This is a genomic window from Lactobacillus helveticus, assembly GCF_046109915.1.
Taxonomy (GTDB): Bacteria; Bacillota; Bacilli; order Lactobacillales; family Lactobacillaceae; genus Lactobacillus; species Lactobacillus helveticus.
Window position 1 is genome coordinate 1,111,497 of record NZ_CP151471.1, and the last position, 14,667, is coordinate 1,126,163.

Annotated in this window: 14 protein-coding genes and 1 other annotated feature (1 of these 15 cut by a window edge); of the genes, 2 read left to right on the forward strand and 12 right to left on the reverse strand. The window is 36.4% G+C overall.

Features of this window, described 5'->3' with window-relative positions; genetic code table 11:
• Nucleotides 1-252: 252 nt before the first annotated feature.
• The 6 genes from AADV52_RS05670 to AADV52_RS05695 all read right to left on the reverse strand — a co-directional run bounded on the left by AADV52_RS05670 (nucleotide 253) and on the right by AADV52_RS05695 (nucleotide 6,697).
• Nucleotides 253-978: a GntR family transcriptional regulator gene (locus AADV52_RS05670; protein ID WP_014919206.1), complete on the reverse strand. Its 726-nt coding sequence runs from the start codon at nucleotides 976-978 to the stop codon at nucleotides 253-255.
• A complete protein-coding gene (locus AADV52_RS05675; RefSeq protein ID WP_014919207.1) occupies nucleotides 978-1,904 on the reverse strand; it encodes a nucleoside hydrolase in 927 nt (308 codons plus the stop codon). The genes AADV52_RS05670 and AADV52_RS05675 overlap by 1 nt, the downstream gene beginning before the upstream one ends.
• A gap of 117 nt (nucleotides 1,905-2,021) precedes the next feature.
• Nucleotides 2,022-4,037, reverse strand: a complete 2,016-nt coding sequence (locus AADV52_RS05680; protein WP_014919208.1) for a KUP/HAK/KT family potassium transporter — start codon at nucleotides 4,035-4,037, stop codon at nucleotides 2,022-2,024.
• A 60-nt stretch (nucleotides 4,038-4,097) separates the two neighbouring features.
• On the reverse strand, nucleotides 4,098-4,790 hold the full coding sequence (rpiA, locus tag AADV52_RS05685) for a ribose-5-phosphate isomerase RpiA (protein WP_014564015.1): 693 nt from the start codon (nucleotides 4,788-4,790) through the stop codon (nucleotides 4,098-4,100).
• Nucleotides 4,790-5,716, reverse strand: a complete 927-nt coding sequence (gene rbsK, locus AADV52_RS05690; protein ID WP_014919209.1) for a ribokinase — start codon at nucleotides 5,714-5,716, stop codon at nucleotides 4,790-4,792. The genes rpiA and rbsK overlap by 1 nt, the downstream gene beginning before the upstream one ends.
• 177 nt (nucleotides 5,717-5,893) lie before the next feature.
• Complete coding sequence (locus AADV52_RS05695; protein WP_014919211.1) at nucleotides 5,894-6,697, reverse strand: DUF4931 domain-containing protein; 804 nt, start codon at nucleotides 6,695-6,697, stop codon at nucleotides 5,894-5,896.
• Nucleotides 6,698-6,850: 153 nt separating this feature from the next.
• Here AADV52_RS05695 and AADV52_RS05700 point away from each other — a divergent pair, with 153 nt between their 5' ends.
• Nucleotides 6,851-8,152 carry an extracellular solute-binding protein gene (locus AADV52_RS05700; protein ID WP_014919212.1) on the forward strand — a complete coding sequence of 434 codons (1,302 nt, stop codon included), beginning with the start codon at nucleotides 6,851-6,853 and terminating at the stop codon, nucleotides 8,150-8,152.
• 511 nt (nucleotides 8,153-8,663) lie between these two features.
• On the opposite strand, the gene AADV52_RS05705 is transcribed toward AADV52_RS05700, so the two are convergent.
• Entirely contained in the window at nucleotides 8,664-9,419 is a 756-nt protein-coding gene (locus AADV52_RS05705; RefSeq protein WP_014919214.1) for an SLAP domain-containing protein, read from the reverse strand.
• Between the two features lie 460 nt (nucleotides 9,420-9,879).
• On the opposite strand from AADV52_RS05705, the gene AADV52_RS05710 reads away from it, so the two are divergent.
• The gene (locus tag AADV52_RS05710; protein ID WP_367776550.1) at nucleotides 9,880-10,335 is read left to right on the forward strand and encodes a hypothetical protein; all 456 of its coding nucleotides are present in this window, start codon (nucleotides 9,880-9,882) and stop codon (nucleotides 10,333-10,335) included.
• Nucleotides 10,336-10,439: 104 nt separating this feature from the next.
• On the opposite strand, the gene AADV52_RS05715 is transcribed toward AADV52_RS05710, so the two are convergent.
• From AADV52_RS05715 to AADV52_RS05735, 5 genes are all read right to left on the reverse strand, one after another.
• Nucleotides 10,440-11,357, reverse strand: a complete 918-nt coding sequence (locus tag AADV52_RS05715; RefSeq protein ID WP_014564023.1) for a DUF2974 domain-containing protein — start codon at nucleotides 11,355-11,357, stop codon at nucleotides 10,440-10,442.
• Nucleotides 11,358-11,432: 75 nt separating this feature from the next.
• On the reverse strand, nucleotides 11,433-12,086 hold the full coding sequence (locus tag AADV52_RS05720; protein ID WP_014919216.1) for an amino acid ABC transporter permease: 654 nt from the start codon (nucleotides 12,084-12,086) through the stop codon (nucleotides 11,433-11,435).
• Between the two features lie 14 nt (nucleotides 12,087-12,100).
• A complete protein-coding gene (locus AADV52_RS05725; protein WP_014919217.1) occupies nucleotides 12,101-12,742 on the reverse strand; it encodes an amino acid ABC transporter permease in 642 nt (213 codons plus the stop codon).
• Nucleotides 12,742-13,560, reverse strand: a complete 819-nt coding sequence (locus AADV52_RS05730) for a transporter substrate-binding domain-containing protein (RefSeq protein WP_014564026.1) — start codon at nucleotides 13,558-13,560, stop codon at nucleotides 12,742-12,744. Before AADV52_RS05730 ends, AADV52_RS05725 begins: the two co-directional genes overlap by 1 nt.
• 10 nt (nucleotides 13,561-13,570) lie before the next feature.
• Nucleotides 13,571-14,311: an amino acid ABC transporter ATP-binding protein gene (locus AADV52_RS05735; protein ID WP_014919218.1), complete on the reverse strand. Its 741-nt coding sequence runs from the start codon at nucleotides 14,309-14,311 to the stop codon at nucleotides 13,571-13,573.
• A 247-nt stretch (nucleotides 14,312-14,558) separates the two neighbouring features.
• Nucleotides 14,559-14,667, reverse strand: a binding site (T-box leader) (it continues 137 nt past the right edge of the window).

Genomic DNA, 14,667 nt, shown 5'->3' on the forward strand with positions numbered 1-14,667 from the left:
AACGATATAATCGTAGCTAGAATTTGCCAATGGATCAAGACTTCTAATGATGATCCAAAAACCAAAACTTCTACCATAGTTTTCAAAAAATACTCCTAAAAAAATTTTAAAATTATTCGAACGTAGTACTAATCGATTCTACGCAATCACTGATTATGCTATCAACAAGGAATATAAAATTGAAGAATAAATACGACAAAAAAGAGAATCAATTCAACTTACGCTGATTGATTCTCTTTTCATATAATATTTCTATTTCCCCAAATTAACAAAAGTATTGAAATTCATGTAATGATAATGAACCCGCATATTTGACACTTCAAACGGCGTTCCATCATCTAAAAAGAAAATACCCTCCATAACGCCGACTGGTTCATTTTCCTTTAAATGCATCTGCTTTTGATCTTCAGCATTCGAAGGTTCAACCGTAATATTCAAAAACGCCTTAGTTACGGTCTTGCTTTGTTCATCCTCTAAATAATTAAACAAAGACTTCTGCAAAGTTTCAGGCTTTAATTCCGGCATAATTTTGATCGGCAAATAACCTGTTTCAATCAAAAATGGCTGTTCATCGAGTAAACGCAGGCGCTTGAATTCATAAACAAAAGCATTTTCATTTAAAAATAAGTCTTCCGCAATTTCCTTAGTAGCCTTAATCACTTGAAAATCTAACAGCTTTATTTGCTGCTTTTTACCAGGTACCTTAAAACTATCGGTGATTCCCAAATTCGAGCCATCATAACGAAACATGGCCTGATTTTTTAAATACAGCGGGTTAATAAACGTGCCACTGCCTCGCTTTTTAAAAACAATTCCTTGCTGGGCCAATAACTCTAGTGCACGCTTCATCGATGAACGACTAACGTCATAATGCTTAGCTAAACTACGCTCATCGGGAATCCGCATCCCATTATATTTATTATTTAAAATATTCTGTTTAATATCCTGCATTACTGTCCAATAAACGTAATCTGCCATTATTCTCTTCCTTGATCAGAATTTTCAATACTATCGATAAACCATTTTGAAAATTGATCTAAATCTACATCTGTCGCAATCTCTGCATTAGCATGCTCTTGATCCATAAAATTAATTACACTTGCACCGTATGTAAATTGACCACGCAATTCAATCTCTACATTAGCCTTTTTCAAGGTAAACATTTCTGGATGAAGCAAAATGCCCACAGCTGTTGGATCATAGATTTTAATACGAGGATCACCATCTGGCTCATGAATGTGTGAAAATAGTGAGTAGAGCATGTTGCCGACTTCACCACATTCTTTTACCTTGCTCATTTGGTCTTGAGTTAAATGGGCCTTATTGCCGATTTCAAGTGGGGCAACTTTAATTGGCAAACCGCTGTGGAAAACAACTTGAGCAGCTTCAGGATCCCCTGCAATATTGTATTCTGCAAGTGGACTATGATTGCCGCGGCCGATATTACCACCCATAATCACGATTTGATCAATATTTTCCTTCACTTCAGGATATTGTTTAAAAAGCAAAGCATAGTCAGTCAACGGTCCAATGCCAAGCAAAGTGACTTTTTCAGGACTATTCTTAATTTCTTCAGCCATGACAGTTGCAGCAAGACCAGGCTTAACCAAACTGCGATCTGCTTCTTCAAAATCAAAGCCGGCAATGCCAGTCTTGCCGTGTACTGATGCGGCACTAATCATTGGTGCAACTAATGGTTGATTGGCACCCACCACTACAGGAACCTTAGTATGCAAAAACTTTTCTAAATTCAAAGTATTTTGCAAAGTATATTCAAGTTGGACATTTCCCCAGGTTGGAATGATCATTCGAACATCGAGCTCTTTAGCAAAAAAACTGATTGTCATTGCTGCAATATCGTCAATTCCTGGATCTGTACTAATAATTAAAGGTTTTTTGTTCATGAAATTTACCTCTTCTAAGCTTATTCATTACCTTAATGATACAAAAAACCAACCAATAAAAAAAGTGGTTCGATCTAATCTAAATAAAAAAGCCTAGCTTGGCTAGACTTTTTTCATTTACTTTTTAGTTTGTTTCTTAGGTTTAATTCGCTTAATATAGCTTTCTTGATGCTTGCCTAAGATCAATGGTACTCGTTCTACCACAGTATCTGCATACTCTAAACCAAACCAAGAAGCCGGGTTAGAAGATAAATTTTGTAGCCAGACTCTAGCCTCGACCATAAACTTCTCATAACCAGTCAATTTAGTTAATGGACTAATTACATCATTAACAATGACGAAGGAGAAGTCACCTACATCTCTACCAGGAGTAGTAGTGAATCTTTGTGGTTGAGCCTCAATAGTACCATCTGCAATCAATTCATGAACAATTTGCCGTAAGTAGACGTTAACGCTAGTTTGCTTTCTAAAACCTAGATAAAGCTGAACGTTGATTACGTTCTTAGTACCGTACGTATTTACTGCATATTCTGCGGTATATGGTTCGTTTGTTACATTGACAGTAACAAACCAATAGGCTTTAGCACGTTTAGGTCTTTTATCCAAAATTGAATAAAGCATCTCACGCTTAATGAACTTATTATACTTAACCTTTGCCATATAAACAACATTAGTGGCATAAACAGGGTAATCTTCGCAGTGGCTTAAATCTGTCAGCATTTCTGTATACTCGTCTAAACGAACGTAAGCATTCTTAGCCTCACGCTTATCACGAATCTTATTTCCATAAAACCAAACATACATGATTGCCAAGATAAAGCCAGCAATTAAAACAGTTACGTAACCGCCGTGTAAGAATTTAGTCAAACTGGAGATTAAGAACATCCCTTCAATAAAAGCAAATGCAATCAAAAAGATTACGCGTAAGTAAAGTGGTTTGCCTTTTTTACCCAAGTATTCAAACAATAATATTGTAGTCATCAACATAGTGACAGTAATTGCCAAACCATATGCTGCTTCCATGTGGTGTGAAGTTCTGAATAAGAACACAATTGCTACAGTTACCACACAAATCATTTTGTTAATTGATGGAATATAAATTTGTCCTTTTTCAGTTGAAGGATAAATAATATTCATTCTTGGTAAAAACTTTAGACTGCTGGCCTCAGCAACCAAAGTAAACGATCCAGTAATCAATGCCTGGGAAGCAATGATAGCTGCGATCGTAGCCAAGGCAATGGCAAAAAGACGCAAATTGCTAGGAACAACTTCAAAGAATGGATTGAAGTCACCATTACCAGCATGATAGCTAGCATTATGCAAAATCCAAGCGCCTTGGCCTAGGTAGTTTAATGAAAGACAAACAAATACATATGGCCAAGAGCCTATAATATTCGCTTTACCTACGTGTCCAACATCCGAATATAACGCTTCAGCACCAGTAGTAGCCAAGAAGACAGAACCCAAAATTAGAATCCCGACTTTATTAGCTGGACTAAACAAAATTCGAACAGCATGAATGGGATTAATCGCTTCCAAAAGACTCCAGTCATGGCTCAAGTTAGCAATGCCAACTACTCCTAAAAAGGTAAACCATATCAGCATAATTGGACCAAATGCTTTACCAATAACGCTGGTTCCCATCCTCTGAATTGAGAATAAAATTACCAAAATGATGATAGTAATCATAATTACAACTTCTTGAGAAGGAACCGGAATCACATCACCAAAGCGCATATTCTTTAACCCTTCAATCGAAGTGGTAACGGTCACTGCTGGTGTCAAAGTACCATCGGCAAGCAGAGCTGCACCACCAATCAGAGCCGGTATGACCAGCCATTTGGCTCTTTTTCTAACTAAAGCATAAAGAGAGAAGATTCCTCCTTCGCCATGATTAGTTGCCTTCATAGCAATCATGACATATTTAACAGTAGTCAACAAAGTTACTGTCCAAAGAATTAACGAGATTGAACCAACGATCAATTCTCGATTAACGTTGGCAATCCCGCCATTTTCGGTCACAATTGATTTCATTACATATAATGGACTTGTTCCAATATCGCCATACACAATACCTATGGCGATCAACAATCCCGCAAAACTCATCTTTTGCTTTTTAGTAATTTTATTCATGTCTAATAATCCTCTATAAATAAAAAATAGTTAACTTTAACCATTTTTTGCTAAAAATTATTATTTAATTTTATCTTCAATTGTGCCATCGCTATGGGCAATGATTACTTCATCACACATATCAAGGAATAGGCCATGTTCAACTACACCAACGGTGTGGTCAAGATAATCGGCTAAACCATGTGGTGCTGGAACAGGATCGGCAGCCAAATCAATAATGTAATTGCCGTAGTGAGTAATGTAGCGCTTATCGCTATCCATTCGCCATTGAGGTTTCAATCCTTCTTGCTTAAAACGTTTAAAGTTTTGTTCACAAGAAATTGGCAATACTTCAACTGGCAAAGGAAATCCACCTAATCTGTGGACAAGTTTTGATTCATCCACAATCCAGATAATCTTCTTAGAATTAATGGCAACATTCTTTTCAAGGGTTAAGGCACCCCCGCCGCCTTTAATTCCGTCTAAGTTGTCCGCAACACGGTCAGAACCATCAACGGTTAAATCAACTTGATCAACATCGGCTAATTCGCTAACTTTAAAGCCTAGACCTTCAAGTTGGTTTTTACTTCTATTGCTGGTAGTAACGATTGCCTTTAACTTTAAGCCATCATTGTCCTTGCGCTTGCCTAGAGCATCAATAAAGAAAGCGACGGTTGAACCAGTACCCACGCCTAAAATCATGCCAGATTTTACCATGCTAGCTGCTTTTTCAGCGGCTTCTTTTTTCAAGCGATCTTGTTCTGTTTTATCCATTATTCATTATCCTCCATGGCTTCTTCTACTTCCTTGGCAGTAGGAATTGAAGGTTGAGCACCCAAGCGTTGAACTGCAATTGATGAGGCACGACTAGCAATCTTGGCAACTGCTTCAAAATTAGATAAGTCTGGCTTTAAGTTGCTTGCTAAATAACCAATAAAGGTATCGCCTGCACCAGTGGTATCAGTTGCTTTAACTTTATAAGCTGGAACTAAGGTTTCAATATCTGCAGATGAAATATATGCACCTTTATCACCGTATGTAATTACTACGTTTTTAACGCCAAGAAGATGCAACTTTTCAGCATTCGTTGCCAAAGTTGAATTGTCCTTTATTTGGATGCCCGTAATTTTGGCACTTTCAGTTTCATTTGGCGTAATAATATCTGTGTATTGTAACAACTCTTCTGGGATCTTATCAATAGCAGGAGCAGGATTTAAAATTGTGATTTTTCCTGCCTTTTTAGCTAATTTGAAAGCCTCAATTGTTACTTCAAGTGGCGTTTCGAATTGGGCAATAACGCAGTCAACATCTTTAAACAAATCACTAGCAGCCTGAATATCTTCAACAGTCAATTCATAGTTAGCACCGTGATCGATAATAATATCATTTTGTCCTGCTTCATTTAATGTAATATAAGCATGACCAGTCTTGCTTCCCATCGTGGTTTGAACATAGGTAGTGTCAACGCCATAATTCTTCAATTGATGGGTGATATAACCACCTTCGCTGTCTTCACCGACACGATTAATAAAATAAGTCTCCGCACCACTTTTAGCTGCAGCAATGGCTTGGTTTGCACCCTTACCACCACCAGCAGAAGTTATTTCTGTGGCGTTAATCGTTTCACCTGGTTTTGGAAAGTCCTTTATATGCAATGTAGTATCTACATTGCTTGAACCAATAACTACAATCTTCTTCATGAGCATCCCTTCTTAGAAATGTATTTAATCATTTCAATTATATCAAAAAAAGCATTCAATCCTGCGAATGTTTTTTTTGACATTTTAATGTAAAATACCACCATTGACAAAGCCTTTAAGTCGCTCTGCTCAATTATATCAAAAAAAGCATTCAATCCTGCGAATGTTTTTGACATTTTAATGTAAAATACCGCCATTGACAAAGCCTTTAAGTCGCTCTGCTTCCCATTTAAGAGTATCGGAATCATCGACTTGTGAGATCTTATAGCCAACAAAATATGGTGAAGCATAAAAACGAGGAATAATCTTGCAGCAAGTGCCTTTGCCATCATTAATCGGATAAAAGAATAAGTTGTATGAATCCACACCGTGTGACAAAACGGAACGCATATATTGCGCACCCTTTTGGATTAAATCTGCCCACGTTTCTAAATTGGTATTATCTTGAGTTAAAATATTTACCTCTTGATAGCCTTGAACTGGATAAGCTGAAAGATTCATTTCTACTGATCCTGATCGTCCAACTTCAAAGCCTTTGAAATTGTCGGGGCCAATATCGCGATAGCCATCTTTATGGTAGAGACCAACAATCTGCATGTGGGGATGCGTCAAAGAACCATCGGATTTAGGACCAAAGTTTTTATACCAGAGCACGCTTTCGTAGCGTCCTGAATTATTCATTTTTTGAAAACATTTCAATCCAAACTTCATTAATTCTTGATTGTCTTCACGGGTATAAGTTGAAATATCGCCTTGATGATCGCTTGATTCAATCAAAATAGTTTGGTCAGTATCCTGCAAAGTTGGATATTTGTTCTTTAGCCAAATCTTGTCCCCATCTTTTTCATAGATATTAGTTAAATGTGCGACATCGCAAAAGGGACAACCAGCATTTTGGTTACCCTGGCGATTGCCGTAATCATAATCATAAGGCTTACGTTTACCAATTGAATATTCATATACTAAAGGATTTTTGTCCATATTTTCCACCTGCTAAAAATATTTACTTATTTTCAATATTAGAATCATTATATTTCACTGTCAATTATGAACAATATTATATTTTATCTGTGAATAGTACACTTATCTGTGGTAAACTACCCTTGAAATGTAAAAAAGCGAAAGGCAGAAAAAATGAAATTTTACAAAAAAATGGCACTAATTGGAGCTTCTGTTTTAGCAGTTGCTGGTTTAAGTGCTTGCTCAAATAACAATAGTAGTTCTAAGAGTTCTTCTAAGATTCCTACCAAGATTAGTAAGAAGACAACAATCAACTTTTGGTACTCATTAACTGGTACTTCTCAAAATGCTTTAAAGAAATTAACTAGCGATTTTGAAAAGAAAAATCCTAACATTCACATCAAATTGCAAAGCCAAGGTGGTAACTATTCCGACTTGCAAGCTAAGCTTGTTTCAGGACTTCAATCACCAAAAGATTTGCCAACCATTACACAAGCTTATCCAGGCTGGCTTTACAATGCCGCTAAGAATAAGATGCTTGTTAACTTAACTCCATACGTTAATAATAAAGAAATCGGCTGGGGTTCATACAAGGCTAGTGACATCAAGAAGGCCCTTTGGGATGGTGCCAACATCAACGGCGTACAATACGGTGTACCATTTAACAAGTCTGTAGAAGTGCTTTTCTACAACAAGACATTGCTTGATAAGTACGGCGTTAAGGTTCCAACTAACATGAGTGAACTTGCTTCTGCATCAGCCAAGATCTACCGTGAAAGTCACCACAAGGTTCGCGGTGTTGGTTTTGACGCTTTGAACAACTACTACATGATGCAAATGAAGGAAACTTACGGCAAGGACTTCAACAAGAACTTGAACTTCGCTGCTAAGGATTCTGTCAAGGCTATCAATTACTACGCAGATGGTGTTAAGGCTGGTTACTTCATGCAAGCCGGTACGCAAAAGTACATGTCAACTCCATTCAACAATGGTCAAGTTGCAATGTTCATCGGTTCAACTGCTAACGAAGCATACCTTAAGCAAGGTTTGAAGAAGGGCTACACATATGGCGTAGCTGCTCGTCCAAGCTCAATGAACGTTCAACAAGGTACTGACATCTACATGTTCAAGAAGGCTAGCGCAATGCAAAAGGCTGCCGCATTCAAGTACCTTAAATTCTTGACTTCTAAGTCATCACAGCTTTACTGGGCAAAGCAAACCGGCTACATGCCAGTTAACACTGCCGCTTTGAACGACACTGCTTACCAAGAAGCAAAGGACAGCAAGATTCCAGCTATCTTAGCTAAGACTTCTAAGAACCTTTACTTCTTACCTGTAACTAAGAATTCAATCACTGCATATGACCAAGTTAACGTTAATATGCAAAACATTTTGGCAAAGGCTGCTAAGCACCAATCATGGACTAATGATATTAAAACTGGCAAGAGTAAGCTTGATGCTGCTTGGAAGCAATAAAATAAGTTAATTAATTAGATTAAAAAGACATCCTTCGTTTTGAGGGATGCCTTTTTTGATTATGATTTATTTTTACATGATATCATAGAAGAAATTAATATCACCATTTAATAAAATTAAATTTGGCATAGAAAGAATGATTAATTATGATTAATACCAACTTTAATGATTATCTTCAAGAACAGCTTAAAAATCCTGAATTCAAGCAAGAATTTGATAATGAAACTAGAAAATTAGAAAGTGAGATTACTGTTAAGCCCTCATAATGAATTATCAATAAAATTAACCATGCAAAAAGCCACCGCTCTATTTTAGCGATGGTCTTTTTATGTGGTCAGAGTTTTTGGCCTATAAAGTGAGAAGTTTTAAATGTTTATTGCATTAATAGCCTTTGATTTTTAATAACGCAGAGATTGTAGTGGGAATTTCTTTATTTCTGATCTCCCAAGATAGTCATTAGTACCTTTCATTCTCCAGCATGATCTACCATTCATTAACATTCGATCAACAGTTATTTTTGACCTTCTTTAAGAGATATTCTCTTATTAGTTAGTTTGCCTTCACTATTATGAACAAGGTACTTGCCATTTTTATGCAAGCTTTTCCCCATTGTAATAGTAGCTTCTGAAGCGTAAAGCAGTTTACCATTTATAAATTTAATGTTGCTTGCTTTAATGTAGCCTCCATTGCCAATATTGTAGTATTGCTTACCTTTAACAGTACGATAGCTTGGCCAAAGCATCTTGTCAGCCGTACGCTGAATTCCTGTATTAAAGTAATAAAACTTTGGTAAATTTTTATCCGTATTAGGCATTTCGTTTAACTTACCAACGTAATTAACAGCTGTTCCTTTTCTAATTAAAGTATTGGATTTGCTTCCTTGATATTTCTTTAATCTCTTACCATTTTTATCATAAACATATGAGTTGCGGTACACGCTAAGCGTACCTTTGTCATCAAGGGAAGCAACGTTGTAGCCTAATACATATCCACCTTTGCCAATATTATAGAAAACTGCCTTTTTATTAGTATTTCTATGATACCAATTCATATATTTAGGCTTTCCGTAATAATTGACAGTTGCGCCTTCCTCAAGGTGAGCCTTTTCAAGATAAGTTCCGGCTCCAGGATAACTGCTTAAAGGCTTCCCATTTTTGTCATATACTAATGCACCATCGAAGCGCATAGTAATTGTACCTTCAGATGTTGCTGCTTGAGCCTGATGAGCATTTATTTCAGAAAAACTAAAAGTTAATCCAGCAGACACTAATGCTACTGAGCCAATTAATACTTTTTTAAATTCATATGATCTTCCCTTCTATATAGATATTTGCCTTGAATTATTTCTTCAAAGCTTACACTAATTAAATCATCATTTATTCTTTTAATGTAGTTCATTCCTAGCCTCGACCGATGGGAAAAAGGTAATGATAACTTATCTTTTAGCAAGGTGATTGACCTTCTTTATAGAATTCACATTCAACCTGATGAATTTTTAGGTTCAAATACTCCATCACAACTAGCAAACCTATATAAACAATCAATGATCGCCTATTACTACAGCGATATCTCAGCCTAAAAAAACTTGCCCAAAGATATCTTGAACTCTATAAAGATTCTCCTAAAGAAAAAGTATACATTCTTCAAGCTTCGGTCGCATGTAATTTCTATGAAGATTTAACCACTGAAAATATTTTTCCTAGTTACCTTCAAATAAAATTAAACGAATATTTTTCAACTTAGAAACCTGGACCTACGAAAACATTCTTTACTTCTCCTGCACACAATTATTAATAAAGCCTCAATTATTATTTAGATTAAGCAAATCATTAATTAATTTTTCTATTGAAAATCACATTAACAGACAAAATTGGCATTCTTTATTACTAGAAGCAATTTTAAATGCAATTTTTGCTTTACTAAAAATGAAACAACTCGATAAAGCAAAAGAACTAGTAGATGGTTTTTACACTATGAAATTCAATGAAAACTTCATATTGGAACAAATAAGGATTAATTTTATGACATCTTTAATCCAATATACATCTACCAAAGATAAATCAGAAATTCAATCTCAACTGCTCTCTATTAAAAATCTTGGACTAGATCATCTATATTTGCAGCGAATCAGATATTCAGCCTCTATTAGCACCACTTCCTCAAATAAGATAACTATACCTTAGCACTAAGAGAAATATAGTGTAGAAGCTTCCCAATTATGGGAACAGCAAATAAACGTTACAAAAAAGGCACCTTTCACGATTAGAAAGGTGCCTTTTCTTATTGATCAATCCCTATCCTTAAGAAGTTCCGACTTAAACAACGTAGCCATCTTAGCCAAACTACTATGATCTGGATAATGCTCTACCATCCGATCAATCTTCTCAGCCGCCATCTTCTTAATCTCATCATTCGAACTAATCTTTTCAATGAACTCAGTCATATCCCCAGACCGAGTAAGCAACTTATGCTCACTTCTAGCTTCCGCCAAGAATGCCTGATCAATTTTCCGCAGCTTCACGCTGCCGTCAGGATTAAACGAATATCCGCCCCACATATGCTGCTTAATTGGTTTCATCGGCTCACTGTCCACATAACACAATTTACCAACCATGTGGTGCGTTTCAGTAATCCCCAACGTAACTGGATCATATATATCGACATAATTAAAAATTTTCTCTCGCATCAAGGCAACTCGTCTACGTTCTTTTTGCGTAAACAACAGCCAAATATTAGTTCCTTCATACAAGTAAGCAGCTCCAATTGCCTCTGGATGATGACAATTAGCCAAAGCAAATTGCGCATTAATCGCACCCAAAGAATGCCCATATATATAAATCTGTGTACCCTTAAACTGATCAATCGTTTCATTTAATAATTTACTGGCAGATTTTAACTGGCTAGGAACTCGGCTTTCATGCGATAGCATCGCCCGCAAAATTGGCAGATTAGTTTTAAACCATTCATCTCTCCAAGTCTGCGGATTTCCTCTTTTTATGCCATACGAGCCCTTAAATAAAATTGTCACTTCCTGCGGGTTGCTAATGACAAACGCACGCATGCCATCTTCTGCATGAACATTGCGACATACAGTTCCAATATGATGAGAGCCAATATCAATGCTTTCGCCCAATTGTAATTCATCATACGATTTTTTAGTTAATTCAATTCGCTCCAGATCTGTTAATTGTTCATTCACATTCATAATTTTTACCCAAACAAAAAACTAACTTTTACTCTCATAGTAGCATAGTTAGTTTTTTAATATATGAATAAAGTTTTAGTTGTATTTCTTTTGCAAGTAATTGGCAATTGTTGATAAGCAGAAACATACAACAAAGTACATGATCGCAATAATGACATACATTGGAATCAAGTAAGTCGTATTTTGACTGTAGATAATTTGTGCATGGTATAAAAGTTCTGGCAAAACAATAATTGTTGCAAGTGACGTATCCTTAACCAATGATACGAACTGGGAAAGAAGAGCTGGAATCATGTTGTGCAAAGCTTGTGGCATTACCACATGATACATTGCTTGACCATAACTCATCCCATTAGAACGGGCGCCTTCCATTTGTCCTGGATCAACTGAGCCGATACCTGAACGAACGATTTCCGCAAGCATTGTCCCTTCAAAGATTACCAATGCCGCAATTGAAGCCGTGGTTGGATTAGTTACAATGCCTAGTTGAGGCAATCCGAAGTAAGTAAAGAAGATGATCAGCAAAAGTGGCAAGTTACGAATAATATCGATAATGAAGCCCACGATTGCTGAAACATATTTGATCTTCATATAACGAATCAGCCCCAAAATCAGACCAACTACAAAACTAAGTGCAATTGAAATCAATGAAACATAGATCGTTACCCAAAGTCCCTGCAACAAGAAGCGGATATCAACCCATGAATATGCACGAATAAAAGTTTCCATTTTCTATCCCCTTCCTATTGTGCTAACTTTTTCTCTAAGTGACGCATGTAGTAGCTAAGTGGCAATGTCAAAATCAAGTAAAACAGACCTACAACCACATAAGTATCGATTGTTCTAAATGTTGAAAAGGCAATCAATTGTGCCTGATACATTAAGTCAAAACCAGCTACAAAGGCCAAAACTGAAGAGTTTTTAACTAAGTTTACGAACTGGTTGCCAAGTGGTGGAATCACAATCTTCATTGCTTGTGGCAAAATGACATAGCGCATTGCTTGCGTATAAGTCATCCCGTTAGAACGGGCACCTTCCATTTGTCCTGTACCAATTGAATTGATACCTGCACGCACTGTTTCAGCGATAAATGCGGAAGTGTAAAGCGTCAAGCCAATCGTACCTGCTTGAAAGCCTGACAACTTAACAATATAGCGTGGCACAATCAGATAGAAGATCATTACGATAACTAGCAATGGAATATTTCTAAAAATCGCAATATAAACCTTAGCAACTATCTTGCCAAACTTAGTTGGTGCAACTTCAAGCAAAGCGAAGAACACACCAAGAATCAAACTGAATATTAAGGCAATAATACTACATAAAATAGTATTCCAAAAACCTGTTAAAAAACTTCCCCAGTTATTAGTAATAATTTGCCACATTATTTCAGTACCCCCTTAAGACTAAAACCAGGAATTCCTGCAAACCATTTCTTAATTAAACGGTCATACGTACCATTCTTTTCAAGCTGATCTAGGGCTTTATTAATATGATCAACCATATCTTTTTGTCCCTTATTCACAGCTATACCATAAGGTGCATTATTATAAACGCCACCTACTAATTTATAACCTGGATTTTCTTGTGCAATACCGGCAAGCAAACCATTATCCGTAGTCAAAGCTACACCTTGATTTGCCTTTAAAGCTGACATTGCTTGACCATAATCATCATATTGAAGAACTCGTGCCTTAGGTGCAAACTTGTGCACATCGTCAACGGCAGTCGTTCCCTTTACAGCCAAAACTGTTTCACCATTCAAATCCTTAACGTTCTTAATCTTGCTGTTATCTGGAACAAGCAAAGATGAACCAGCTGGGAAGTATGGCTTAGAAAAATCAACTTGTTTCGCACGCTCTGGCGTAATGGTCATCGTAGCTAAGACCGCATCAATATTTCCATTCTTAAGCAAAGGAATTCTAGTATTGGCTGTTGTCGTCACAAAACTAGCCGTAGCATCTTTACCTAGCATTTGCTTAGTTAAAGCATGAGCTAAATCAATTTCAAAACCTTCGATTTTACCAGTTTTAACATTAGTTAAGCCAAATAATCTGGTATCGGCTCTAACGCCCCAAATTATGTGCTTACTCTCTTTTACTTTTTGATAAACATTTTGATTATTTCTTTTCCCGCAAGCTATTAATGCAAAACACAGAAAAAACAATAGCGGAATTAAAAGGAATCTTTTTGCTTTTTTCATAATAGTTACCTTAGTCTTTAGAAATAACCTTGCTCAAGAATTGACGAGCACGTTCAGTATCAGGATGTGCAAAGAATTCTTCTGGATTGCGATCTTCCAAAATTTGACCCTTATCAAAGAAGATCAAACGATTGCTTACCTTTTTAGCAAAGCCCATTTCGTGAGTAACCACAACCATTGTAATACCTTGCTCTGCAACATACTTCATAACGTCAAGCACATCTTCGATCATTTCTGGGTCCAAGGCACTAGTTGGTTCGTCAAATAAAATCACCTTAGGATGCATTGCAAGTGATCGAGCAATAGCTACACGCTGGATTTGACCACCTGATAATTGACGTGGGTATGAATTAATCTTGTCAGCCATCCCAACTTTTTCCAAATATTCCATCGCTACTTTACGATTTTCATCGTCAGGTCTTTTAAGTACAATCTTAGGTGCCAACATTACATTTTCAAGTACAGTGTGATTATTGTACAAATTGAATTGCTGGAATACCATTCCTACGTTCTTGCGAATCTTGTTGATATCAGTCTTTTTATCAGCTAGGTCATAACCTGTTACAATCAATTGACCGCTGTTAATTGGTTCAAGTCCATTCATTGTTCTAATTAAAGTACTCTTACCAGAACCTGATGGACCAATAATTGAAACCACTTGGCCTTCATCAATTTTTAAGTTTATATCTTTCAATGCATGAAGCTTTCCGTAATATTTATCAACATGTTTAAATTCAATAATTGCTGCCATGGTTTCTACCCTTTCTTTCGTTTTATGTTATGTAATAATACTATTTTACCTTTTTTATGGTTAAAACTAAATACCTGCACCAGCTAAAATGATACGTTCATAATCTAATTAATAATATTTATTCGGCTTTTCAAAAAAAGAGTCTAATTTCATTTAACAAATTAAGCCAACTTAGATATTTTTACGAATTTTGTATAGATTATGAATTTCTTTTAGAAGATACAGAAAAAGCCCTTCGTCTTCCTATTGCAGGGACGAAAGGCTTCTTTCCGCGATACCACCCAAATTGTCTATTAAATAGACCATCTCATGAAGCACAATCATGCTCCACCGGCGAGGTAACGTACCGGAAACGT